The organism is Kitasatospora sp. NPDC097691 (assembly GCF_040302665.1).
Taxonomy (GTDB): Bacteria; Actinomycetota; Actinomycetes; order Streptomycetales; family Streptomycetaceae; genus Kitasatospora.
In genome coordinates, this window is sequence record NZ_JBEORY010000078.1 from 14,985 (window position 1) to 38,144 (window position 23,160).

General features: G+C 71.2%; 24 protein-coding genes. 2 read left to right on the forward strand and 22 right to left on the reverse strand.

Translation table 11 applies throughout. The features are described 5' to 3' along the window. Positions 1–95 precede the first annotated feature (95 nt). Positions 96–755 carry an endonuclease NucS gene (nucS, locus tag ABTY56_RS35025; protein WP_350575981.1) on the forward strand — a complete coding sequence of 220 codons (660 nt, stop codon included), beginning with the start codon at positions 96–98 and terminating at the stop codon, positions 753–755. 4 nt (positions 756–759) lie between these two features. Here the strand turns inward: nucS and ABTY56_RS35030 are convergent, their stop codons facing one another. The 5 genes from ABTY56_RS35030 to ABTY56_RS35050 all read right to left on the reverse strand — a co-directional run bounded on the left by ABTY56_RS35030 (position 760) and on the right by ABTY56_RS35050 (position 6,900). Continuing rightward, positions 760–3,015 carry an ATP-binding protein gene (locus ABTY56_RS35030; protein WP_350633445.1) on the reverse strand — a complete coding sequence of 752 codons (2,256 nt, stop codon included), beginning with the start codon at positions 3,013–3,015 and terminating at the stop codon, positions 760–762. Between the two features lie 216 nt (positions 3,016–3,231). Then, complete coding sequence (locus ABTY56_RS35035) at positions 3,232–3,555, reverse strand: STAS domain-containing protein (protein WP_350633447.1); 324 nt, start codon at positions 3,553–3,555, stop codon at positions 3,232–3,234. A gap of 354 nt (positions 3,556–3,909) precedes the next feature. Continuing rightward, entirely contained in the window at positions 3,910–4,779 is an 870-nt protein-coding gene (locus ABTY56_RS35040; RefSeq protein ID WP_350633449.1) for a 3-hydroxyacyl-CoA dehydrogenase family protein, read from the reverse strand. 265 nt (positions 4,780–5,044) lie between these two features. Beyond that, on the reverse strand, positions 5,045–5,695 hold the full coding sequence (locus ABTY56_RS35045) for a response regulator (RefSeq protein ID WP_350633451.1): 651 nt from the start codon (positions 5,693–5,695) through the stop codon (positions 5,045–5,047). Then, entirely contained in the window at positions 5,692–6,900 is a 1,209-nt protein-coding gene (locus ABTY56_RS35050; RefSeq protein WP_350633453.1) for a sensor histidine kinase, read from the reverse strand. Before ABTY56_RS35050 ends, ABTY56_RS35045 begins: the two co-directional genes overlap by 4 nt. A gap of 156 nt (positions 6,901–7,056) precedes the next feature. Between ABTY56_RS35050 and ABTY56_RS35055 the strand changes: the two genes are divergently transcribed. Then, positions 7,057–7,656 (forward strand): hypothetical protein, encoded by a 600-nt coding sequence (locus ABTY56_RS35055; protein WP_350633455.1) that lies wholly within the window; start codon positions 7,057–7,059, stop codon positions 7,654–7,656. A gap of 7 nt (positions 7,657–7,663) precedes the next feature. On the opposite strand, the gene ABTY56_RS35060 is transcribed toward ABTY56_RS35055, so the two are convergent. From ABTY56_RS35060 to ABTY56_RS35140, 17 genes are all read right to left on the reverse strand, one after another. Next, positions 7,664–8,236: a cob(I)yrinic acid a,c-diamide adenosyltransferase gene (locus tag ABTY56_RS35060; RefSeq protein ID WP_350633457.1), complete on the reverse strand. Its 573-nt coding sequence runs from the start codon at positions 8,234–8,236 to the stop codon at positions 7,664–7,666. A gap of 145 nt (positions 8,237–8,381) precedes the next feature. Beyond that, positions 8,382–8,882 (reverse strand): DUF2550 domain-containing protein, encoded by a 501-nt coding sequence (locus ABTY56_RS35065; protein ID WP_350633459.1) that lies wholly within the window; start codon positions 8,880–8,882, stop codon positions 8,382–8,384. Positions 8,883–9,030: 148 nt separating this feature from the next. Continuing rightward, positions 9,031–9,414, reverse strand: a complete 384-nt coding sequence (locus tag ABTY56_RS35070; protein ID WP_030235805.1) for a F0F1 ATP synthase subunit epsilon — start codon at positions 9,412–9,414, stop codon at positions 9,031–9,033. Positions 9,415–9,598: 184 nt separating this feature from the next. Then, complete coding sequence (gene atpD / locus ABTY56_RS35075; RefSeq protein ID WP_350633461.1) at positions 9,599–11,044, reverse strand: F0F1 ATP synthase subunit beta; 1,446 nt, start codon at positions 11,042–11,044, stop codon at positions 9,599–9,601. A gap of 2 nt (positions 11,045–11,046) precedes the next feature. Continuing rightward, complete coding sequence (locus ABTY56_RS35080; protein ID WP_350522916.1) at positions 11,047–11,961, reverse strand: F0F1 ATP synthase subunit gamma; 915 nt, start codon at positions 11,959–11,961, stop codon at positions 11,047–11,049. 32 nt (positions 11,962–11,993) lie between these two features. Next, positions 11,994–13,568, reverse strand: coding sequence for a F0F1 ATP synthase subunit alpha (gene atpA, locus ABTY56_RS35085; protein ID WP_350633463.1), 1,575 nt, complete (start codon positions 13,566–13,568; stop codon positions 11,994–11,996). A 156-nt stretch (positions 13,569–13,724) separates the two neighbouring features. Further along, positions 13,725–14,540 carry a F0F1 ATP synthase subunit delta gene (locus ABTY56_RS35090; protein ID WP_350633465.1) on the reverse strand — a complete coding sequence of 272 codons (816 nt, stop codon included), beginning with the start codon at positions 14,538–14,540 and terminating at the stop codon, positions 13,725–13,727. Next, positions 14,537–15,094, reverse strand: a complete 558-nt coding sequence (locus ABTY56_RS35095) for a F0F1 ATP synthase subunit B (RefSeq protein WP_350633467.1) — start codon at positions 15,092–15,094, stop codon at positions 14,537–14,539. Before ABTY56_RS35095 ends, ABTY56_RS35090 begins: the two co-directional genes overlap by 4 nt. Positions 15,095–15,128: 34 nt before the next feature. After that, a complete protein-coding gene (gene atpE, locus ABTY56_RS35100) occupies positions 15,129–15,365 on the reverse strand; it encodes an ATP synthase F0 subunit C (RefSeq protein WP_030282059.1) in 237 nt (78 codons plus the stop codon). Positions 15,366–15,456: 91 nt separating this feature from the next. After that, positions 15,457–16,272, reverse strand: a complete 816-nt coding sequence (gene atpB / locus ABTY56_RS35105; protein ID WP_502893256.1) for a F0F1 ATP synthase subunit A — start codon at positions 16,270–16,272, stop codon at positions 15,457–15,459. A 285-nt stretch (positions 16,273–16,557) separates the two neighbouring features. After that, complete coding sequence (locus tag ABTY56_RS35110; RefSeq protein WP_350633471.1) at positions 16,558–17,001, reverse strand: Cg1360 family ATP-synthase-associated protein; 444 nt, start codon at positions 16,999–17,001, stop codon at positions 16,558–16,560. Positions 17,002–17,300: 299 nt separating this feature from the next. Further along, positions 17,301–18,578, reverse strand: coding sequence for an MraY family glycosyltransferase (locus tag ABTY56_RS35115; protein WP_350633473.1), 1,278 nt, complete (start codon positions 18,576–18,578; stop codon positions 17,301–17,303). Between the two features lie 172 nt (positions 18,579–18,750). After that, complete coding sequence (glyA, locus tag ABTY56_RS35120) at positions 18,751–20,031, reverse strand: serine hydroxymethyltransferase (RefSeq protein ID WP_350633475.1); 1,281 nt, start codon at positions 20,029–20,031, stop codon at positions 18,751–18,753. Positions 20,032–20,139: 108 nt separating this feature from the next. After that, positions 20,140–20,763, reverse strand: a complete 624-nt coding sequence (locus ABTY56_RS35125; RefSeq protein WP_350633477.1) for an arsenate reductase/protein-tyrosine-phosphatase family protein — start codon at positions 20,761–20,763, stop codon at positions 20,140–20,142. A gap of 50 nt (positions 20,764–20,813) precedes the next feature. Next, on the reverse strand, positions 20,814–21,461 hold the full coding sequence (locus tag ABTY56_RS35130; RefSeq protein WP_350633479.1) for an L-threonylcarbamoyladenylate synthase: 648 nt from the start codon (positions 21,459–21,461) through the stop codon (positions 20,814–20,816). Between the two features lie 106 nt (positions 21,462–21,567). Beyond that, complete coding sequence (prmC, locus tag ABTY56_RS35135) at positions 21,568–22,434, reverse strand: peptide chain release factor N(5)-glutamine methyltransferase (RefSeq protein ID WP_350633481.1); 867 nt, start codon at positions 22,432–22,434, stop codon at positions 21,568–21,570. A gap of 63 nt (positions 22,435–22,497) precedes the next feature. Beyond that, the coding region (locus ABTY56_RS35140; protein WP_350633483.1) for a peptide chain release factor-like protein at positions 22,498–23,160 on the reverse strand (663 nt) is incomplete at its 5' end.

Sequence of the window (23,160 nt, forward strand, 5' to 3'; positions counted from 1 at the left end):
ATCGCCGAACCTCAATGTTCGCGGGGTTCGCGCTTTCTTCACCCCGTCGTCGCGGAATCGCATCAACTGGCCCCGGTGGGCTAGCGTGGTCGACCGTGCGTCTCGTAATTGCCCGCTGCTCAGTCGACTATGCCGGTCGGCTCTCCGCCCATCTGCCCTCCGCCACCAGGCTCATCCTGGTCAAGGCCGACGGCAGCGTCAGCATCCACGCCGACGACCGCGCCTACAAGCCGCTGAACTGGATGTCCCCGCCGTGCGCCCTCAAGGAGGCCGACGGGGTCTGGACGGTGGAGAACAAGGCCGGCGAGAAGCTCATCATCACGTTGGAGGAGGTGCTGCACGACTCGTCCCACGAACTCGGGGTCGACCCGGGCCTGATCAAGGACGGCGTCGAGGCACACCTCCAGGAGCTGCTCGCGGACCGGATGGAGGTGCTCGGCAGCGGCTGGTCGCTGATCCGCCGCGAGTACCCGACCGCGATCGGCCCGGTGGACATCCTCTGCCGCGACGCCGACGGCACCACGGTGGCCGTCGAGATCAAGCGCCGCGGCGAGATCGACGGCGTCGAGCAGCTCACCCGCTACCTCGAACTCCTCAACCGGGACCCGCTGTTGGCCCCGGTCAAGGGCGTCTTCGCCGCGCAGGAGATCAAGCCCCAGGCCCGTGTGCTGGCCACCGACCGCGGCATCGGCTGCGTGGTGCTGGACTACGACGAGCTGCGCGGCATCGACGACGACAAGCTCAAGCTGTTCTGACCGTTCAGGACGTTCCGGGGGTGGTCGGACCGGCCGACCCGCTCGGGCTCTGCGACGAGGACGGCGAGGGCGGCGGGCTGCTCGGGGGTGTCACCGGTGACGTCGACGGGCTGTTCGGAGGTGTCGTCGGCGCCGTCGTGGGGCGGCTGGGCGCCGGCTTCGGCGGCTGCGACTGACCCGGGACGGGCGGCTGCGGCTGCTGGGGGGTCGGCGACTCGCTCGCCCCCGGCGAGGAGCTCGGCTTCCTCGTCGGCGAGGCGCTCGCCGAGTGCGAGGCGCTGCCGCTGGCGGAGGGGACCGGGCTGCCGGTCGGCCCCGCCGGGCTGCCCGACACCGTGCCGGCCGCGCCCGGGGAGACGCTGCCGGAGGGCTGCGGGAGCGGCGCATTCTGGGTGCCGCCGCCCTCGTCCAGCCGGCCGCTGTGCGGGTCGTTCGACCGGTGCTCGTCCGGCCCGGTGAGGCTCATCGCCACCGCCGTCCCGAGCACCCCCATGGTCAGTACGACCGTGGAGACCACGGCCACCCGCCGTCGCCTGCTGGACTTCAGCCGGGCCGGCACCCGGGCCGCGATCTTGCGGATGACCGGCGCCCGGCTGGGCACCGCCGGCGCCGCCGACAGCTGCCGCCCGTCGGCGCGCAGCAGGTCGAGCATCCGGCGCGCGGAGGCCACCCCGCGCTGCTCCCCCGCGGACGCCCGCAGGGTGAGCGCGGTCTCCAGCTCCGCGACGGCCCTCGACGGCTGCCGGACGCAGATCGCGTGCACGCCCGACTCGTGGTGGAACCAGGCCTGGTCGCTCGCCGAGCCGGCCCGGCGGGCCGCCTCCTGGCCGAGCTGCAGCACCCGCTCCCAGGCGCCCCAGCGCAGTGCCAGCGCCAGCGCGGGCGCCGCCGCCCGGGCCAGTCGGACCACCGCCTCGTGGCGTCCGGCGTTCCGGTCGGCGAGCAGGACGCCGATCACCACCTCGGCCTCGGCGGCGATCTGCTCCAGCGTCACCGAGCTGTGCCCGACCCACCAGGCGAAGTGCTGGGCGGCGCCGTCCACGCAGCCGCGGGCCGGCCAGTGCGGGGAGAGGAGGTCGAGCGCGCCGGCGGTCAGCCGGTGGTGCCCGCCGATGGACACCGTCAGCCCGGCGTCGGAGAGTTCGGCGAGAGCGGCCTCGCCCTGGCCGACGTCGATCAGCGCGGGCAGGTGCGGCGCGGTGGGGCACTCCCCGCCGAGCGCGACGGCGAGCCGCAGCACGGCCTGCGCGGGCTCGCTCAGCCCCTCGGCGAGCCGGACCGCGGGCGAGGCGGTCTCGGCGACGGAGGGCAGCGGGACGGTGCGGCGCAGCGCGTCCTCCCGCACCGCCGGGTCGGGGTCGCGGACGGGCCCCTCGACCGCTCCGAAGACGTCCATCCGGTCGTCCTCGGCGGCGACCAGCGCGTCCACCGAGACGTCCCGCTGGCGCAGCAGTGCGGCGGCCTGGACGAAGCGCAGCGGCAGGCCCTCGGACTCGAACCAGAGGTCCACCGCCCAGGCCTTCTCGTCGACGTCCAGCGGCCGCCCGGCCAGCCGGGCGGTGAGGGCGAGGCAGGCGGAGCGGGAGAGCCCGGCGACGAGGTGGTCCCGCATCCGGGAGCCGGCCGGCAGCGGCGGGCTGTCCGGGGCGACCGCGATCAGGAAGACGCAGCCGGGGGCGGCGGCCGGCAGCTGCTCCAGCTCGGCTTCGGAGAGTTCGGCGGCGTCGATCACCACGACCGCGCCGACCTCGGCGAGGTGGACGGCCAGCTGGTCCGGATCGGGCCGGTAGCCGGGGGCGTGGTGGGTGGCCGCGAAGAGGTCCTGGAGCAGGTCGGCGAGGGTGCGGCGGTGGCCGCAGAGCTGGACGACACCGCCGGGGGCGAGGTCGGCGGCGGCCTCGGCGACGGCCGACAGCAGTGCGCTGCGACCCGAGCCGGCCTGGCCGACCAGGCGTATCGAGCGGCCCTCGGCGAGCAGGCCGAGCAGCTCGGCGATGTCCGCCTCGCGGTCCAGCAGCGGCAGGTCGGCCGGTCCGGCGCCGAGTGCGAGCGGGCCGACCGCGCGGCCGACGCCGCCGGCCGGGCCGCGGGCGGGTTCGCTGCGCTCGATCCGGCGCGGGCGGGGCCGCCACTCCTCCGGGCAGGGCCGGGCCTCGGAACCGTCCGGGGCGCCGACTCCCACCAACAGGCCGCCGGAGACCAGTTCGCCGCCGCGGGTGCGGACGGCCTCCTGCCGGAACTCTCCGGATGGCTGTGCCACGTTCTGCTCCGCATCGTGCTCGGCCGCCGGCGGCCCGCGCCGGCCGGCTGACGTCTCCCGGTCGCGGCCGCGGGCGGTCTGGGGGCAGCCCCGGCGGCCGTTTCTGACGGGCAGACTCTTGCACATCCGGACCCGCCCGTGCAGGGCGGTCCGGGTCGGGGGGCCGTCGCGGAGCGCTGACCAGGAACGTTACGGGGACGTACGGCCCGCAGCGGGCTACATGGCGATGCCGTGCGCCTCGGCGATACCGCCGTCCACGGCCAGGATGCGGTGCAGCTTGGTGGCCACCAGCAGCCGCTGGAGCTGGGCCGGGACGGAGCGCAGCACCAGCCGGCGGCCGATCCGGCCGGCCCGCCGGTGGGTGCCCATGATCACACCGAGGCCGGTGGCGTCCCAGAACTCCAGTCGGGCGAGGTCGAGCACGAGGTCGCCGAAGCCGCCGTCCACGGCCTGGTGCAGCCGGGCCCGCGCGTCGGCGGCGGTGCGCACGTCGAGGCGGCCTTCGATGGCCAGCGCCGTGTGGTCGCCGGTGATGCGCATGCTCTCCTCCTTCGCCTGGACGGCCTGGTGCGGGGTGGGACCGCCCCGGCCGGACCGGGTGCGGGAGCGGAGTGTGCGTCCGGGCGGGCCGAAGCCCCACGCCCGGACCCGGTCGGAAGGCCGGGTTCCCTCATCTGACGGCGAACCTGCTCCGCAGGTTGCTGGTTCCGGCCGGATCTGAAGCAACTTCACTCGTCCGAGGGAATATACGCAGGAAGTCTCCACACCTACGCTCGATTACCGCCCAAATCACCCGTCTGCGGTACCCGGCGTGAGGAAACTCACCCGACCCGGCGGAGCGGGCCGCGCGATGCTCCGATCGCACGGCCCGCCCGGTCGTTCAGCCCGGTCGGCTCACTTGCCTTCGTACGGGTAGAAGCCGCGGCCGCTCTTGCGGCCCAGGTCGCCGGCGGTGACCATGCGGGCCATGATCTCCGGGGCGGCGAACTTCTCGTCCTGGGTCTCGGTGTAGATGTTGCGGGCGGCGTGCAGCAGGATGTCCACGCCGGTCAGGTCGGCGGTCTGCAGCGGGCCCATCGCGTGGCCGAAGCCGAGGCGGCAGGCGGTGTCGATGTCCTCGGCGGTGGCGACGCCCGACTCGTACAGCTTGGCGGCCTCGACGACCAGCGCGGTGATCAGGCGGGTGGTGACGAAGCCGGCCACGTCGCGGTTGACCACCACGACCTCCTTGCCGACGCCCTCGGCGTAGGCACGGGCGGTGGCCAGCGTCTCGTCGCTGGTCTTGTAGCCGCGGACCAGCTCGACCAGCTTCATCATCGGGACCGGCGAGAAGAAGTGGACGCCGACGACCGACTCCGGGCGCCGGGTGGCGGCCGCGATCCGGGTGATCGGGATGGCGGAGGTGTTGGAGGCCAGCACGGCGCCGTCCTTGGCGAGCTTGTCCAGCTCGCGGAAGACGGCCTCCTTGACGTCCAGCTGCTCGAACACGGCCTCGACCACGATGTCGGCCTCGGCGACGGCGCCCAGGTCGGTGGTGGTGGTGATCCGGCCCAGCGCGGCCTCGGCGTCCTCGGCACTCAGCCGGCCCTTGGCGACGAACTTCTCGTACGAGGCGCGGATGCCCGCGAGGCCGCGCTGCAGCGCCTCCTCGGTGACGTCCCGCAGCACCACCGGGTGGCCGGCCTGCGCGGACACCTGGGCGATGCCGGCGCCCATCAGGCCGGCACCGATCACGGCGATCTGCTTGCTGGACGCATTGCTCATGGCTTGGTCTCCCGATGCCGTCGCCGCCCCGCGGGCGGGCCCTGAAGGCGGCTCAGGGCAGGGGTGACCGCCGTGGAGCCGCATCGCTCGATCTTCCTGCCTCGCCTGCGCTCGGCAGTCGCTTTCGCGGAGCTCGCTGCTTCGATTGTGCTCACTCGCTCCGCTCGCTCACGCGGACTCTAGTGCCCGAATCCCTCACGCAGTAGCAATCGGGAGTGTGATCTGCAACCGACCTGGTCAGCCGCCCGAGTAGCCGGTCGGACAGTCAGATGGTCAGACCGAGATCCTGGGCCAGGATCGCCGCCTGCACCCGGTTGCGCAGCCGCAGCTTCGCCAGGATCCGGCTCACGTGCGTCTTGGTGGTCGCCTCCGCCATCGCCAGCCGGGTCGCGATCTCCCCGTTGGACAGCCCGGCCCCGATGCAGGCCAGCACCTCCCGCTCACGGACGGTCAGCCCGGACACCGCCTCGCGGGCCTCGGGCCCGACCGGCCGCTCCGGACGGGCGAAGGCGCCGATCAGCCGCCTGGTCACCGAGGGCGCCAGCATGCCGTCCCCGCGCGCCACCGTCCGGATGCCCTCGACCAGGGTGTCCGCCTCCAGGTCCTTGAGCAGGAACCCGGCCGCGCCCGCCCGCAGCGCGCCGTAGACGTACTCGTCCAGGTCGAAGGTGGTGAGCACGAGCACCTGGGCGGCCCCGGCCGCGACCACCTCTCGGGTCGCCGAGACGCCGTCCAGCCGGGGCATCTGCACGTCCATCAGCACCACGTCCGGCCGCAGCTCCAGCGCCAGCCGGACGGCCTCCTCGCCGTCGGCGGCCTGCCCGACCACCTCGAACTCCGGCTCGGCGCGCAGGATCATCACCAGCGCCGCCCGTACCGCCGCCTGGTCCTCGGCCACCAGCACCCGGATCGTCATGCCCGCCCCTCGCTCCCCTGCGTGTGCGGCAGTACCGCGCGCACGCTCCAGTACCCGTCCTTCGGGCCGGCCTCGAAGCTGCCGCCGAGCAGCCCGGCCCGTTCCGCCATGCCCACCAGTCCGGCCCGGGCGCCGGGCAGTTCGCGGCCCGGCTCGCCGCGGTACGGGCTGTCGACCGCGATCCGCAGGTCCTGCGGCCCGAAGTCCAGCCGCAGCCGCACCAGTCCGGGCCCGGCGTGCTTCAGCGCGTTGGTCAGCGACTCCTGGACGATCCGGTACGCGGCCAGCCCGACCGGCACCGGCACCTCCCCGCGCTCGCCGTGCTCGGCCAGCTCGAAGTCCAGTCCGACGTCCTGGCCGGCCGCCCGGGCCTTGGCCAGCAGGGCGTCCACCGCGGCGAGGTCGGGCGCCGCGTACGACTCGTCGACCTCTCCCCCACCGCTGTCCCGGAGCAGTCCGATCATCCGACGCATTTCGGCCAATCCCTGGACGCTGTTCTCCCGGATCACCGCCAGCACCTCCACCAGCGGATCGTCCGCGGGCAGGCTCCGGCGTTTGGCGACGGACTGCGCGCCGGTGGCGTGGATCGCGATCGCCGACAGGTGATTGGCCACCACGTCGTGCAACTCCCTTGCCATCCGGGCCCGTTCCGCGCCGACCGCCTCGCGCCGGTCCATCTCCGAGAGCAGCGCGGTCTGTTCGGCCCGCAGCCGCTCGCTCTCCGCCTCCTGCCGGTGCTTGCGCACCACGTCGCCGGTCCACACCGGCGCCAGGAAGACCAGCGAGCTGAGCACCGCGATCAGCAGCCCGGCCGGGGTGCCGCCGGCGTACCAGGACAGGCTGGAGAGCACCAGCACGGTGGACCCGCCGGTCAGGTGCAGCACCCGCGACATCCGGCGGGTGCCGTAGATCACCGCGGCGTACAGCAGATCGGTGTACATGATCAGGGTCGCCAGCAGGCTGCCGGTGAACACGCTGGCCGCGAAGGCCAGCCCGCCGAGCGACACCGCGAGCACCGGTCGGGTGCGCCGGCACAGCTCCAGCCCGGCCATCACCAGCATCGGCAGCACCACCGCCCACAGCGGCACGTGGTCGGCGTTGTCGTACACCCGGAAGACGATCAGCACGGTGCCGCCGAGCAGCCCGCAGAGGGCGATCAGCTGGTCCTGCCGGCGCGGGGAGAGGGAGGGGACGGGAACGGGCACGCCCCCATCCCACCATCCCGGGCGATCCGCCCGGCTCCGGTCCACGGAGGAGCCCGCTACATCGAAAGATGCAGACCGGGACGGCACCGCACGACGACGACACGGGCGCACCCGCGCAGGAGGCTGGACACACCGCCGAACGTCCGGGAGCAGAACGTGATCGTCACCCTCATCGTCGCCGCCGAGATCTCCTGGTGGATCGTGCTCGGCCTGGCCCTCTCCGCCCGCTACCTGCTGCGGTGGCGCCGCACCGGCACCGTCCTGCTGCTCGGCCTCCCGGCCGTCGACCTCGTGCTGTACGCGCTCACCGTGCTCGACCTGCGCGGCGGCACCGAGGCGAGCTGGACGCACGCGCTCGCGGCGAGCTACGCCGGGTTCTCGGTCGGCTACGGCCCCTCGCTGGTCCGCTGGGCCGACCGGCACTTCCTGCACCGCTTCGCCGGCGGCCCCAAGCCGCTGCCCTCGCCGAAGTACGGCCCGGAGCGGACCAGGTACGAGTGGCAGATCGCCGGCCGCACCGTCGTCTCCGCCGCGATCACGCTCGGCCTGATCACCCTGCTCGTCCCGCTCTCCGCGGGCTCCGCCCACTACGGCACGTTCCTGCAGTGGTACCTCAAGCTGGGCATCGCGGCCGTGGTCAACCTGGTCGTCGCCGGCTGCTACTCGCTGTGGCCCAAGGAGGCGCCGGCCGGCGTAGCGGTCGAGAACGGCCGCGTGGTGGAGCCGGAGAAGACCCCTGCCGAGTCGTCGCGCTAGCGCGCGTCTAGCGGTTCTCGCCCGGCACCCAGAGCACGTCGCCGCGCTCCTTGTTGGCGACCCGGGCCAGGATGAACAGCAGGTCGGACAGCCGGTTGAGGTACTTCGCGGTCAGCGGGTTGACGGTGTCCCCGCGCTCCGCGATCGCCGCCCAGGTCGAGCGCTCGGCCCGCCGCACCACCGTGCAGGCCAGGTGCAGGTGGGCCGCACCGGGCGTGCCGCCGGGCAGGATGAAGCTGCGCAGCTTCTCCACCTGCTCCAGGTAGTGGTCGCAGTCCCCCTCCAGCCGGTCGACGTAGGACTGCAGCACCCTCAGCGGCGGGTACTTCGGGTCCTCGACCACCGGGGTGGACAGGTCGGCGCCGACGTCGAACAGGTCGTTCTGGACCCGCACCAGCACCGCCGCGACGTCCTCGGACAGCGCCCCGACCGCCAGCGCCACCCCGACCGCCGCGTTCGCCTCGTTGGCGTCCGCGTAGGCGATCAGCCGCGGGTCGGTCTTGGTGGTCCGGCTCATGTCGCCGAGCGCGGTGGTGCCGTCATCGCCGGTACGGGTGTAGATGCGCGTCAGATTGACCATGCGGCCACCCTAGCCCGCGACGTTAGGCGGCGTTAACCCCCCCGCAGGCCGTTGCCACGCCCCCACCCCGAGGGTCTCGTCGCTACGCGACGTTGACCTCCCCCAGCCTCCGGCCGGGGGGACCCCCAACCCGAGGGTCTCGTCGCTACGCGACGTTGACCCTCTGCCCGGGCGGGGCGGCTTCCAGCCAGGCGAGGAAGCCGGTCAGCGCGTCCTCGCTCATCGCCAGCTCCAGCGGCGCCCCGTTGTGCAGGCAGCGCAGCACCACCGAGCCGGAGAGCAGCGCCAGCTCCTCCTGGCCCTCCGGGTAGCGCCGGCCGAGGACCTCGATCTCCCGGCGGGGCAGCACCTTGCGCGGCCGCGGGGCGTACGAGAAGACCCGGAACCACTCGATCGAGTCGCCGCTGTACCGGCCGATACCAAAAACCCACCCCTTGCCGTCGGTCGGGGGGACCGGGGCGGAGGTGGGTTTGCCGTTCTCGTCGAGGTCGGGCTGCGTCGAGGCGTCGGCGGGCATTTTGAGCCGGTAACTGCAGTCGAACGTGCCGCCCACCCGCTGGATCAGCCGGCGGCGGACGGCGAAGGCCACCAGGCCGATCACACCGAGGGCCACGACCGCCGCACACACCACAAGCGCGAGGACCATGCTCACCTACCTCCTCGCTACCCGCGTTCCCCGTAGCGGTCGTATCAAGCGACCGCGCTGACCTACCAACTACGACGACAGTCCCGGGGTCACGCTCACGCGTCCCCGGGACCGTCGGTCGACCCCGCTAAGCCGGGGTCCGGCGCACTCAGGCGTGGGCCTTGAGGCCGCGCGCCGCGAACAGACGGACCTCGGCGCGCCGCTCGGCGTGCTCGTCCAGGCCCGACTTGGCCTTCTCCAGTGCGCGCTCGGCACGCGCGACGTCGATCTCGTCCGCCAGCTCGGCGATCTCCGCGAGCAGAGACAGCTTGTTGTCGGCGAAGGAGATGAAGCCGCCGTGCACCGCGGCGATCACGGTGCCGCCGTCCACCGTGCGGATGGTGACCGGACCGGTCTCCAGCACGCTCAGCACCGGGGTGTGGCCCGGCATGATGCCGGTGTCACCGGAGGCCGTACGGGCGACGACGATGGTGGCCGCACCGGACCACACCTTGCGGTCGGCTGCGACCAGCTCGACGTGCAGCTCAGCCAACGTGGGCTCCTAGGCTCATGCAACGCCCGATTACTCGGGAGTTTCGGTAAGAATAACGGCCCCGTGCCTCCGGCATGAAACCGGCGGCGCGGATTTGACCGGAATCACAACCGATGCGACGCGAGGGGTGGTCCCCAGGCTCGGGGGCCACCCCTCACGGTCACTCGGCTGCTACCGGCCGCGACTACTTCTTCGCCAGCTCGGCGGCGTTCTTCTCCAGGTCCTCGATGCCACCGCACATGAAGAAGGCCTGCTCCGGGATGGAGTCGTACTTGCCGTCGGCGATCGCGTTGAAGGCCTCGATGGTCTCCGACAGCGGGACGGTCGAACCCTCGACGCCGGTGAACTGCTTCGCCACGTAGGTGTTCTGCGAGAGGAAGCGCTCGATGCGACGGGCACGGTGCACCGTGATCTTGTCCTCTTCGGACAGCTCGTCGATGCCGAGGATCGCGATGATGTCCTGGAGGTCCTTGTACTTCTGCAGGATCCCCTTGATACGGACGGCCGTGTCGTAGTGGGTCTGCGCGATGTACCGCGGGTCGAGGATGCGGGACGTGGAGTCCAGCGGGTCGACGGCCGGGTAGATGCCCTTCTCCGAGATCGGACGCGACAGAACGGTGGTCGCGTCCAGGTGGGCGAAGGTGGTGGCCGGGGCCGGGTCGGTCAGGTCGTCCGCGGGGACGTAGATCGCCTGCATCGAGGTGATCGAGTGACCACGGGTCGAGGTGATGCGCTCCTGCAGGAGGCCCATCTCGTCGGCCAGGTTCGGCTGGTAACCCACCGCGGAGGGCATGCGGCCGAGCAGGGTCGACACCTCGGAACCGGCCTGGGTGAACCGGAAGATGTTGTCGATGAAGAGGAGCACGTCCTGCTTCTCGACGTCACGGAAGTACTCCGCCATGGTCAGCGCGGACAGCGCGACGCGCAGACGGGTGCCCGGCGGCTCGTCCATCTGGCCGAAGACCAGCGCGGTCTTGTCCAGAACGCCCGAGTCGACCATCTCGTCGATGAGGTCGTTGCCCTCACGGGTGCGCTCGCCGACGCCGGCGAACACCGACACACCACCGAAGTTCTCGGCGACGCGGTAGATCATCTCCTGGATCAGAACGGTCTTGCCGACACCGGCGCCACCGAACAGACCGATCTTGCCACCCTGGACGTACGGGGTGAGCAGGTCGATGACCTTGATGCCGGTCTCGAACATCTCGGTCTTGGACTCGAGGTCCTTGAACTCGGGGGCCTTGCGGTGGATCGGCCACCGGACCTCGACCTGGGAGTCGAACTCCGCCTGGTCGACGTTCAGCACGTCACCGAGGGCGTTGAACACCTTGCCCTTGGTGATCTGGCCGACCGGCACGGAAATCGCGGCACCGGTGTCGGTGACCTGCGAACCGCGGACCAGGCCGTCGGTCGGCTGCATCGAGATGCCGCGGACCATGCCGTCGCCGAGGTGCTGGGCGACCTCGAGGGTCAGGATCTTCTTGCCCGTGCCGTCGGGGTTGTCCACCTCGACGTGCAGGGCGTTGAACATGTCCGGGATCGCGTCGACGGGGAACTCCACGTCGACGACCGGGCCGATGACCCGCGCGACGCGGCCCGTCGCCGTGGTCGGCTCAACAGTGGTGGTCATACTCATTCGCTCCCGCGGCTCGCGTCAGCGAGCGCGTTCGCGCCACCGACGATCTCGCTGATTTCCTGGGTGATCTCGGCCTGACGGGCCGAGTTGGCAAGCCGCGTGAGCGACTTGATGAGCTCGCCGGCATTGTCCGTCGCGCTCTTCATCGCACGGCGGCGGGCGGCGTGCTCGGAAGCGGCCGACTGCAGCAGTGCGTTGTAGATCCGGCTCTCGACGTACCGCGGCAGAAGCGCGTCCAGGACGCCCTCCGCCGACGGCTCGAAGTCGTACAGCGGGAAGATCTCCGACTTGGCCGGCGACTGGTCGCTGAGCTGGACCTCGTCCAGCTTCAGCGGCAGCAGCCGGGCCTCCACCGCGTTCTGCGTCAGCATGGACACGAACTCGGTCGAGATCAGGTGGAGCTCGTCCACACCGCCGGTCTCGGCCGTGAAGGCCTCGATCAGGTCGGCTGCCACGGTCTTCGCGTCACCGTAGGTCGGCTTGTCGGAGAATCCCGTCCACGAGTCCGCGATCGTGAGATTGCGGAAGGTGTAGTACGAGACACCCTTGCGACCGATGATGTACGTCACCACGTCCTTGCCCTCGGACCGCAGGCGCTCGGTGAGCGTCTGGGCGGCCTTGATGGCGTTGGTCGAGTAACCGCCCGCCAGGCCGCGGTCCGCCGTGATCAGCAGGACGGCGGCGCGCGAGGCGTTCGGGTTCTCGGTGGTGAGCGGGTGCTTGGCGTTGGACCGGGTGGCCACCGCCGTCACCGCCCGGGTGAGCTCATCGGCGTACGGAGTGGAGGCGGCCACCGCGCGCTGCGCCTTGACGATGCGCGACGCGGAGATCATCTCCATCGCCTTGGTGATCTTCTTCGTCGCGGTGACAGAGCGGATCCGGCGCTTGTAGACCCGAAGCTGTGCTCCCATGGGTCGTTACGTCCTTTCCCTCGTTACCGGACTCAGGCCTGCTCGGAGAGCAGCTTGCCGTCAGCGGTCTGGTAACCCTGCTTGAAGGCCTCGATCGCGGTGGTCAGCGCGTCGACGGTGCCGTCGGCGAGCAGACCGGTCTCGACGATGCCGGCCAGCAGGTCCTTGTGCTGCAGGCGGACGTGGTCCAGGAACTCGCGCTCGAAGCGGCGGATCTCGGCGACCGGGACGTCGTCCATCTTGCCGGTGGTGCCGGCCCAGATGGAGACGACCTGCTCCTCGACCGGGAACGGCTGGTACTGGCCCTGCTTCAGCAGCTCGACCATGCGCGCACCGCGCTCCAGCTGGGCCTTGGAGGCCGCGTCCAGGTCGGAACCGAAGGCGGCGAAGGCCTCCAGCTCGCGGTACTGGGCGAGGTCCAGACGCAGACGGCCGGCGACCGAGCGCATGGCCTTGATCTGGGCGGAGCCACCGACGCGGGAGACCGAGATACCGACGTTCACGGCCGGGCGGATGCCGGCGTTGAACAGGTCGGACTCCAGGAAGCACTGGCCGTCGGTGATGGAGATGACGTTGGTCGGGATGTACGCCGAGACGTCGTTGGCCTTGGTCTCGATGATCGGCAGACCGGTCATCGAGCCGCCGCCCAGGGCGTCGTTCAGCTTGGCGCAGCGCTCCAGCAGGCGGGAGTGCAGGTAGAAGACGTCACCCGGGTAGGCCTCGCGGCCCGGCGGGCGGCGCAGCAGCAGGGAGACGGAACGGTAGGCCTCGGCCTGCTTCGACAGGTCGTCGAAGATGATCAGGACGTGCTTGCCGTCGTACATCCACTCCTGGCCGATGGCCGAACCGGTGTACGGGGCGAGGTACTTGAAGCCGGCCGGGTCGGAGGCGGGAGCAGCCACGATGGTGGTGTACTCCAGCGCGCCGGCCTCCTCCAGGGCGCCGCGGACGGACGCGATGGTGGAGCCCTTCTGGCCCACGGCGACGTAGATGCAGCGGACCTGCTTCTCCGGGTCGCCCGAGCGCCAGTTGTCGCGCTGGTTGATGATCGTGTCGACGGCCACCGCGGTCTTGCCGGTCTGGCGGTCGCCGATGATCAGCTGGCGCTGGCCGCGGCCGATCGGGGTCATCGCGTCGATGGCCTTGATGCCGGTCTGCAGCGGCTGCTTGACCGACTTGCGGGCCATGACGCCGGGGGCCTGCAGCTCCAGGGCGCGGCGGCCGCTGGCGGCGATGTCGCCGAGTCCGTCGATCGGGTTGCCCAGCGGGTCCACGACGCGGCCGAGGTAGCCGTCGCCGACCGGAACCGAGAGGACCTCGCCAGTGCGGCGCACGGTCTGGCCCTCTTCGATACCGCCGAACTCACCGAGGACGACGACACCGATCTCGCGGGTGTCGAGGTTCAGCGCGAGGCCGAGCGTGCCGTCCTCGAACTTCAGCAGCTCGTTCGCCATGACCGAGGGCAGGCCCTCGACATGCGCGATGCCGTCCGCCGCGTCAGTGACCGTGCCGACCTCTTCCACAGAAGCGGCGTCCGGCTGGTACGACTGGACAAAGTCGGCCAGCGCGTCCCGGATCTCCTCCGGACGGATCGTAAGCTCCGCCATCAGGCTTCCCTGCTCTCCTAGTTTGCGATCCTCGGCCCGCCATTGAGGGCCGCAAGTATTCGACTCTCGGCCGGGTCTTGCGAACCGGCCGTACGATTTGCCGGCTCCTTGGGGAGCCGGTTTCCCGACCGAGGGTCGGATGTGCTGCTTCGGTGCTCAGCCTTCGAGCGACTGGCGAGCGCCCTCAAGGCGGCTCGACACGGTGCCGTTGATGATCTCGTCGCCGATCTGCACCCGGACACCGCCGACGACCTCGGGGTCGACGTCGATGTTCAGGTGGACCTGGCGGCCGTACATCCGGCCCAGAGCACCGGACAGGCGCTCCTTCTGGGTGTCCGACAGCGGCACCGCGGTGGTGACCAGGGCCACCACGCGGCCGCGGCGCGCGGCGGCGAGCTTCGAGTAGGACTCGAGGCCCTGCTCCAGGCTACGGCCACGCGGCGCGTTGACGAGGGCGGTGACCAGCCGGACGGTGCCGGCATCGGCGCGGCCGCCCAGCAGCTTCTTGATCAGCTCGGCCTTGGCGACGGCGCCGGCCTTCGGCTCGGTCAGCGCGGCGCGCAGCTCGTGCGAGCCGCTCACCACCCGGCCGAAGCGGAACAGCTCGTCCTCGACGTCGTCCAGGGAGCCGGCCCTGTCCGCGGCGATGATCTCGGCGTACGCGGCGAGCTCCTCGGTCGCGTCCACCAGGTCGCGCGAGCCCGACCAGCGGGAGCGGACCAGACCGGAGACCAGGTCGACGGCCTCGCCGGAGACCTGGCCGGTCAGCAGCGAGGTGACCAGCTGGGCCTTGTCCTGGCCCGACCGGGACGGGTCGGTCAGGACTCGGCGCAGCGACACCTCACGGTCCAGCACGGCCGTGACGGCGGTGAGCTCCTCGGCGAGCTTGGCCGCGTCCACCGAGGTGGAGTCGGTCAGGCTCTCCAGGTTCTGCCGGCCCGCAGCGAGGGCCTCGCGGCTGGCGCCGATCACTTGGCCGCACCCTGAGCAACGGCGGCCTTGGCCTCCAGCTCGTCCAGGAAGCGGTCGATCACGCCGCTCTGCCGGGCGTGGTCCTCAAGGGACTCGCCCACGATGCGGGACGCCAGCTGGGTGGCCAGCGAGCCCACGTCCTGGCGCAGGGCAGCAGTCGCCTGCTTCTTGTCAGCCTCGATCTGGGCGTGACCCGCCGCGACGATGGCCTCGCGCTGGCGCTGGCCCTCCTCGCGCATTTCGGCGAGCTGGGCGGCACCCTGCTCGCGAGCCTGCTCGACAATGCGGGCGGCCTCGTGGCGCGCCTCGGAAAGCTCGGCACGGTACTGCTCAAGCACGGCCTGGGCCTCGGCCTGTGCGGCCTCGGCGCGCTCCATGCCGCCCTCGATGGCGTCCCGGCGCTCCGACAGCACCTTCTCGATGCTGGGAAGGAGCTTCTTGCCGAGCAGACCGAAGACGATGAAGAAGCAGAGCAGGCCGATGATGATCTCGGGCCAGTTGGGGAGGAGAGGGTTCATCTTCTCCTCGGCCGCGAGCTGAGCCACGATGCTCATATCTGGACCTTCCTCGAAAGGGTCTGCGGCAGGATTACTTGTTGCCGAAGACGAACGGCATGACGATGCCGATGAGGGCGAGCGCCTCGGTCAGCGCGAAGCCGATGAACATGTTGGAACGGATGAGACCGGCGGCCTCGGGCTGACGGGCCATGGCCTGGACACCGTTACCGAAGATGAGACCGACGCCGATGCCGGGGCCGATGGCGGCGAGGCCGTAGCCGATGGAGGCGACGGAACCGTAGACAGTGCCCTCAGCGAGGATGCTCATTGACGTTGTCCTTTGCAGGGTGGTGATCCGGTGGTGATTGGCCACCGGGCGATCCGGGAGGTGGTTCGGGGCGGGGACGGAGCCCCCGGGCTCAGTGCGACTCTTCCAGGGCACCGGCGATGTAGCTGCTGGCCAGCATCACGAAGATGTAGGCCTGCAGGAACTGGACCAGCAGCTCGAAGGCGGTCAGGGCGACGGCGACGACGAACGAGGCCGAGCCGTACAGCGCACCCAGGGTCGGGCTGAGCAGGTACCAGGACGCGACGGAGAACATCACGATCAGCAGGTGGCCGGCGAACATGTTCGCGAAGGCTCGGACCGCGAGCGTGAAGGGGCGCACGAAGATGTTCGAGAAGAACTCGATCGGCACCAGGATGAACATGACCCAGCCGGGGATGCCCGAGGGCCAGCAGAGGTTCTTCATGCCGCCGACGAAGCCGTGCTTCTTGAAGGTCAGCGTCATGTAGGTGACCCACACGACCGCCGCGAGGCCGGCCGGGAACGCGATCGCCGCCGTCACCGGGAACTGCGCGAACGGGATGACCGACATGATGTTCATCAACCAGATGAAGAAGAACATCGAGACCAGCATCGGGACGTACTTCTCGCCCTTCTTGCCGATCGTCTCCAGCACGATGGAGCGCTTGACGAAGTCGTAGCCGATCTCACCGACCAGCTGCAGCTTGCCGGGGACCAGGCGCGGCTTGGCGAAGGAGGCCCAGAAGAAGACGACGACCAACACTGCGACGACCATCGACAGCAGCATCGGCTTGTTGAAGTAGAAGCTGCCGATGGTGAAGATCGGCTTGAAGTCGAATTCGTTCAGACCCGGAGCCGGGAAGCCGCAGCCAGCGTCCCCGAAGTGGCAACTGCCTGAGGCGAGGGACGACGTGAGTTCAGCACTCACCACGGACTCCTTCGTCGTGACGCATGGATACGGCAACCTCGGTGTGTCGGCGTGGCCTGCGGCCACGGAGCGGCACTGGAACTTGATGGGTTTCTCGCCGACCCCGCGCGACGGCGCTCTGCGCGACTGCGGGATCATCGAAGACTGCGCGGGTCCGGGGGGCGATCAGTCCGCTGTTCGGACAGACCAGGCCTCTTCCCGTACTCCGTTGTTGCGACGGACGATAGCAGGCCGTCAGTGCGGCATAAACACCGCCCCCCTCGTTGGGGGGACAGTCGGGCCTCGTCACTGTTGACGTCCCGAGTCGGAGGGCTTGTCGCCCTTCTTTTCCGAGGCGTCGGGGTCGACGTAGAAGGTCTTGGCCTTGAGTGCGCCGCGCACCTGGAAGCCCGTCCAGATCAGGGCGCAGCCGAGCAGCGTGAAGGCGAACGCCTGCCGGTTGAACAGGTCGGTGTTCTTGAAGACCGCCAGGACGATGCCGACCAGCAGGATCTGCGTGGTGTACACCAGGAGCGCCGCGGCCATCATGATGTGCGGGTTCGACCTGGTCAGCCGGTCGAGCGCGACCTGGCCGAAGCTGAAGAAGGCCATCACGAGCAGTGCGCCGAAAAGGGCGCCGAGCAGCCCCTTCCCACCGGCGACAGCGAACGAGATCGCCATGGCGATGATCCCGGCGACCGCAGTGGGAATCGCGGCGCCTCGGAGGATCCGGGCGTCGGTGGACGGCATGTCGGCAGCTCCGGCGGCATGTCGATGTGGCGGGGGGACGGGCACAGATGGTGGCAGGTGACACCGGACCGAGGCATCGCCGCCGGGCCGCCCACGAGGACGGCGGGCCCGTCGAAGGAGACCGACAGGGACGGAAGTCATCCACCTGTCAGGTCTTTCGGCGTGTTCTCGGTACTCGTGAACGGTATCACAAACTATTTGATGAGAGCTTTACCATGAATGTGTGGCACCTGTCACACCAACGGAGCAGCGAATCCGCCGTATGGGTGAAGCCATCTGGCGGATCGTCAACTCCCTTGTCAGCGGCGGCCGCTGGCGGGACCGTGGTCGGCCCGATCGGCCTGGTCCCGACTGGCTTCACCCAGGAGTTGCTTGTCCTTCGCCGACAGTTCAGCCATCGGACCGGAGGGCTGGCGGCGGTAGCGCGGCGGGACGAAGGACTGCACCGCCCGCGGGGCGCGCGGCCGGAACCGCGGGGTGAGCAGCACCACCAGGCCGAGCAGGCAGAGCCCGGCGAGCGTCAGGACCACGGTGCGACCGGTGTTGGTCACCGAGAAGGCGACCGAGCCGAAGGCGATCAGCGCGGCCCAGAAGTACATGATCAGCACGGCCCGGCTGTGCGAGTGCCCGACCTGCAGCAGCCGGTGGTGCAGGTGGCGCTTGTCGGCGGCGAACGGCGACTGGCCGGCCCAGGTGCGGCGCACCACCGCGAGCAGCAGGTCGGCCAGCGGCAGCGCGATGACCGTCAGCGGCAGCAGCAGCGGGATGTAGATCGGCACCAGGGCGTGCACGGTGGCGGTCTGCGAACCGGTCTCGTTGTTGATCAGGTCCGGGTCGACCCGGCCGGTGATGGAGATCGCGGCGACGGCCAGCATGAGGCCCAGCATCATCGACCCGGAGTCGCCCATGAAGATCCGCGCGGGGTGCATGTTGTGCGCCAGGAAGCCCAGGCACATGCCGATCAGCAGCACGCTGAACAGCACGGCGGGGGCCGCGTCGGTGATCGCGTAGCCGTACCAGAGCCGGTAGCTGTACAGGAAGAACGCGATCGCGGCGATGCAGACCATGCCGCCGGCCAGGCCGTCCAGACCGTCGATGAAGTTCACCGCGTTGACCATGACGACGACCAGGGTGACCGAGATGACCATGCCCTGGGTCGGGCTCACCGCGACCGCGCCGACGCCGGGCACCGGGAGGGTGATCACCGTGACGCCCTGCCAGACCATCACACCGGCGGCGATCATCTGGCCGCCGAGCTTCACCAGCGCGTCCACGCCCCACTTGTCGTCGAGCACGCCGAGCAGCCACATGATCCCGGCGCCGGAGAGCAGCGCGCGGATGTCGGTGCCCTGGGTGAACACCTTGCTCAGGTTGTCGAGTTGCGAGGCGACCAGGATGCCCGCGCAGAGCCCGCCGAACATCGCGATGCCGCCGAGCCGCGGCGTGGGCTCGCGGTGCACGTCGCGGGCGCGGACCGGCGGCATGGCGCCGGCGGCGATGGCGAACTTCCGGACCGGTCCGGTCAGCAGGTAGGTCACGGCGGCGGTGCAGAACAGCACCAGCAGATACTCACGCACCACTGGCCTCCTGCATCACTGTCGAACGGGGAAGTACCGAAGGTACTCCCCTGCCTTCCCGGGGTTCGAGGTGCGTCGCCACGCACACACCTTATTGAGTCGGACGCCGGGGACGCGCATCGCGGTTCGCCCTCCCGGGTAGGAGATCGGGATGCCCGCGGACGGATCGCGGTCAGGACCGGTCGGCGAACGCCAGCGCGAGCTCGCGGACCCGCGCCGCGGCGGGCCCGACCGCGCCCCCGGCGAGCACCCGTGCGATCAGCCCGGCGATCTCGGACAGCTCCGTCGCGCCCATCCCCTGGCTGGTCACGGTGCCCGTCCCGAGCCGGATCCCGGACGTGTCGGCGGGCGGCGCCGGGTCGAACGGCAGCGCGCACTTGCCGAGCAGCAGCCCGGCGGCCGCGCAGCGCCGCTCGGCCTCCGCGCCGGTCACCCCGAGCGGGCTCACGTCGGCGGTCACCAGGTGGGTGTCGGTACCGCCCGTCAGAGGGCGCATTCCGGCCGCTGCGAGCCCCTCGGCCAGCACCCGCGCCCCGGACACCGTCCGCTCCGCGTACGCCCGGTAGGCGGGCGTCGACGCCTCCGCGAGGGCCACCGCCTTGCCCGCCACCTCGTTCATCGCCGCGCCGCCCTGGCTGAACGGGAAGACCGCCCGGTCGATCCGCTCGGCCAGCTCCGCGGTGCACAGCAGCAGGCCGCCGCGCGGGCCGCGCAGCAGCTTGTGGGTGGCCGCCACGGTGACGTCCGCGTACGGCACCGGGGAGGGCGCCGCACCGGCCGCGATCAGGCCGGTGGTCTGTGCGGCGGAGGCGATCAGGTAGGCGTCCACCTCGTCGGCGATCTCCCGGAAGGCCGCCCAGTCCGGGTGCCGGGTGTAGGAGATCGAACCCGCCACGATCGCCTTGGGGCGGTGCAGCCGGGCAAGTTCGCGCACCTGGTCGAGGTCGATCAGCCCGTCGCCCTCGCGCACCCCGTAGCCGGTGAAGGCGAACCAGCGGCCGGAGAAGTTGGCGCGCGAGCCGCAGCTGAGGTGGCCGCCGTGCTCCAGCGACATCGCCAGCACCCCGTCGCCGGGCCGCAGCAGTGCCGCGTACGCCGCCAGCATCGCCGAAGTCGCCGACCGGGGCTGGACGTTGGCGTGCGGCGCGGCGAACAGTTCACGGGCCCGGTCGATCGCCAGCAGCTCGGCGGCGTCCGCCAGCGCGCAGCCGGTGTGGTGCCGGCGGCCCGGGTAGCCCTCGGCGTACTTGTCGATCAGCGGGCCGGTGAGGGCCGCCAGGACGGCAGGACTGGTGAGGTTCTCCCCCGCCAGCAGCTGGATCGTCTCGGCGCGCCGCTCGGCCTCCGCGGCCAGCAGGTCGGCCAGCTGCGGATCCGCCCGGTACAGGGCCTCGGACGCCCACGGGCGCCCCTTCGTCGAGGTCGAGCCGGTCGCGGCATCGGTGACGGTCATGGCGGAGCTCCCGGGCGCTGCGGGGACGGTGGATCCAGCGTAGGACCGCCACCGCCGCCCGGCCCGTCGGAACGCGGCCGTTCGGCCCTGGGGTCCCGTCGACGGGCCCTAGCGGCGCGCCGACACGCCCGTGAGCGCGGTGACCACCGGGTCGACCGCGTGGAATATCTCCTCGCCGCAGTTGCGGAACATGCCGATCGGCGCCCCGTACGGGTCCTCCAGCTCGTCCGACTCCGGGGTGGCGGCCAGCAACCAGCCGCGCAGCGCGGCCGCCGCGCGGACCAGCGCGCGGGCCCGTTCGGTGACGTCGGCGCCGCGCCGGGGGTCGGGCAGCGTGCCCGGGTCTATCGTCCGCACCAGGCGGGTGAACTCCTTCAGCGTGAAGGTGCGCAGTCCCGCCTCGTGGCCCATCGAGATCACCTGGGCGCGGTGGTCCAGGGTCGCGGTGAGCACCAGGTCGGCCTCGACCACGTGCTCGTCCAGCAGCTCGCGACCGGTGAAGCCCCCGCTGTCGGCGCCGTACTCGTCGAGCACGGTCGCCGCGTGGTCCTCCATCGGCGCGCCCACGTGGCCCCAGGTGCCGGCGCTCTCGACCAGGATCCGCCCGGCCACCCGGGGGCTGAGCCGGGTGTCCAGCTCACGCCGGGTGAGCCGCTCGGCGATCGGCGAGCGGCAGATGTTCCCGGTGCAGACGAACAGGATCCGGAAGTGGTCCAGCGGCCTGGGACCCACGCTCAGGTACGGCGCTATGCCGGGCCCGGAACGGAGCGAGGCGGTGGGCGTCAACTGCCGGCCTCCAGGTCGGGGACGACCTCCCTCAGCTGCTCGACGCTGATCGCGCCGGCCCGCAGCAGGACCGGGACCTTGCCGGTGACGTCGACGATGGACGAGGCGGCGGCGTGGTCGGCCGACCCGCCGTCCAGGTAGACCGAGACGGCGTCGCCGAGCTGCGCCTGCGCCTCGTCGCAGGTCAGCGGGGACGATCCGCCGGTCAGGTTGGCGCTGGAGACGGCCATCGGGCCGGTGGCGTTCAGCAGCTCGATGGCGACCGGGTGCAGCGGCATCCGGACCGCGACGGTGCCGCGGGTCTCGCCGAGGTCCCAGCGCAGCGAGGGCTGGTGCCGGGCGACCAGGGTGAGCCCGCCGGGCCAGAAGGCGTCGACCAGTTCCCAGGCCTGCTCGGAGAAGTCGGTGACCAGGCCGTGCAGGGTGGTCGGCGAGCCGACCAGCACCGGCGACGGGGTGTTGCGGCCGCGGCCCCGGGCTGCCATCAGCTCGCCGACGGCCTCCGGGGAGAAGGCGTCCGCGCCGACCCCGTACAGGGTGTCGGTGGGCAGCACGACGAGTTCGCCGCGGCGGACGGCCGAGGCGGCCTCGCGCAGGCCGGTGGCGCGGTCCCCGGCATCGGCACAGTCGTAGCGGCGGCTCATCGGTGCGGTCCCCTTCCGAAGTGGCTCTTGGCGGTCACTGCGGCCTTCGCTGCCGTCGCTGCCGTCACGACGGCGCCCTGCGGGCGGTCGTGCTGCGGTCGACTGTTCACAACGACACCCGTCGGGCGGTCGTGAAGCGCGGCCGGTTGTTCAGGTCGCGGTGGTCGGCGGTGTCCGTCCAGCCGCGTTCCTCGTTGAAGATCCACGGCACCTGGCCGCCCTGCTGGTCGGCGTGCTCGATGACCACCGCACCGCCCGGGCGCAGCAGCCGCGCGGCCACCCGCTCGATGCCGCGGATGGTGTCCAGGCCGTCCTCGCCGGAGAACAGCGACATCTGCGGGTCGTGGTCGCGGGCCTCCGGCGCGACGTACTCCCACTCGGTGAGCGGGATGTACGGCGGGTTGGAGATCACCAGGTCGAAGCGGCCGTCCCAGGAACGGTCGTCCTCGAAGGCCTTGGTGGCGTCCCCGGCGTGCAGGGTGACCCGGGCGCGGTCGGGGCTGGCCTCGATGTTGCGCCGGGTGTACTCCAGCGCGCCCTCGTCCAGTTCGAAGGCGTGCACGGTGGAGCGCGGCAGTTCCTGGGCGAGGGCGAGGGCGATCGCGCCGGAGCCGGAGCAGAGGTCCACCACCAGCGGCTCGGCCACGTCCATGTCGCGCACCGCGTCTATGGCCCACTCGACGACCGACTCGGTCTCCGGCCGGGGCACGAACACCCCGGGGCCGACCGCCAGTTCGAGGTAGCGGAAGAACGCCCGTCCGGTGATGTGCTGGAGCGGCTCGCGCGCCTCGCGGCGCGAGACGGCCTCCCAGTAGCGGGCGTCGAAGTCGGCGTCCTTCACCGTGTGCAGCTGGCTGCGCTTGACGTGGTGGACGTAGGCGGCGAGTTCCTCCGCGTCGAAGCGCGGCGACGGCACGCCGGCCGCGGCCAACCGCTGGGTGGCCTGGGCCACCTCGGCGAGCAGCAGGTTCATCCGTACGACCTCTTGTTTCTGCGCTCCGGCTACGGACTGCGCGTGGGCTGGGGCGCGCCGGTCTCAGTTCTCTTGGGCCGCGGCGAGCTTGGCCGCCGCGTCCTTGTCGACGCAGGACTGGATCACCGCGTTCAGGTCGCCGTCCAGGACCTGGTCCAGGTTGTACGACTTGAACCCCGTGCGGTGGTCCGAGATGCGGTTCTCGGGGTAGTTGTACGTCCGGATCCGCTCGGAGCGGTCCACCGTGCGGACCTGGCTGCGGCGCGCGTCCGACGCCTCACGCTCGGCCTCCTCCTGCGCGGCGGCCAGCAGCCGCGAACGCAGGATGCGCATCGCCTGCTCCTTGTTCTGCAGCTGGCTCTTCTCGTTCTGGCAGGACGCCACGATACCGGTCGGCAGGTGGGTGATCCGGACCGCGGAGTCGGTGGTGTTGACCGACTGGCCGCCGGGGCCGGACGAGCGGTAGACGTCGATCCGCAGGTCGTTGGCGAGGATCTCGACCTCGACCTCCTCCGCCTCGGGGGTGACCAGCACGCCCGCCGCGGAGGTGTGGATGCGGCCCTGCGACTCGGTGGCGGGGACGCGCTGCACGCGGTGCACGCCGCCCTCGTACTTCAGTCGGGCCCAGACGCCCTGGCCGGGCTCGGCGTTGCCCTTGGTCTTCACGGCCACCGAGACGTCCTTGTAGCCGCCGAGGTCGGACTCGTTGGAGTCGATGATCTCGGT

What these genes read in the sequence shown, in the direction of transcription:
- ABTY56_RS35035 (WP_350633447.1), bottom strand. Translation starts at nt 3,555, where the DNA reads ATGCGCATCACCGGCGACCACACGGCGCTGGCCATCGAAGGCCGCCTC.
- ABTY56_RS35040 (WP_350633449.1), bottom strand. Translation starts at nt 4,779, where the DNA reads ATGAGCAATGCGTCCAGCAAGCAGATCGCCGTGATCGGTGCCGGCCTG.
- ABTY56_RS35045 (WP_350633451.1), bottom strand. Translation starts at nt 5,695, where the DNA reads ATGACGATCCGGGTGCTGGTGGCCGAGGACCAGGCGGCGGTACGGGCG.
- ABTY56_RS35060 (WP_350633457.1), bottom strand. Translation starts at nt 8,236, where the DNA reads ATGGTCAATCTGACGCGCATCTACACCCGTACCGGCGATGACGGCACC.
- ABTY56_RS35065 (WP_350633459.1), bottom strand. Translation starts at nt 8,882, where the DNA reads ATGGTCCTCGCGCTTGTGGTGTGTGCGGCGGTCGTGGCCCTCGGTGTG.
- atpD (WP_350633461.1), bottom strand. Translation starts at nt 11,044, where the DNA reads ATGACCACCACTGTTGAGCCGACCACGGCGACGGGCCGCGTCGCGCGG.
- ABTY56_RS35080 (WP_350522916.1), bottom strand. Translation starts at nt 11,961, where the DNA reads ATGGGAGCACAGCTTCGGGTCTACAAGCGCCGGATCCGCTCTGTCACC.
- atpA (WP_350633463.1), bottom strand. Translation starts at nt 13,568, where the DNA reads ATGGCGGAGCTTACGATCCGTCCGGAGGAGATCCGGGACGCGCTGGCC.
- ABTY56_RS35095 (WP_350633467.1), bottom strand. Translation starts at nt 15,094, where the DNA reads ATGAGCATCGTGGCTCAGCTCGCGGCCGAGGAGAAGATGAACCCTCTC.
- atpE (WP_030282059.1), bottom strand. Translation starts at nt 15,365, where the DNA reads ATGAGCATCCTCGCTGAGGGCACTGTCTACGGTTCCGTCGCCTCCATC.
- ABTY56_RS35110 (WP_350633471.1), bottom strand. Translation starts at nt 17,001, where the DNA reads ATGCCGTCCACCGACGCCCGGATCCTCCGAGGCGCCGCGATTCCCACT.
- glyA (WP_350633475.1), bottom strand. Translation starts at nt 20,031, where the DNA reads ATGACCGTCACCGATGCCGCGACCGGCTCGACCTCGACGAAGGGGCGC.
- ABTY56_RS35130 (WP_350633479.1), bottom strand. Translation starts at nt 21,461, where the DNA reads ATGAGCCGCCGCTACGACTGTGCCGATGCCGGGGACCGCGCCACCGGC.
- prmC (WP_350633481.1), bottom strand. Translation starts at nt 22,434, where the DNA reads ATGAACCTGCTGCTCGCCGAGGTGGCCCAGGCCACCCAGCGGTTGGCC.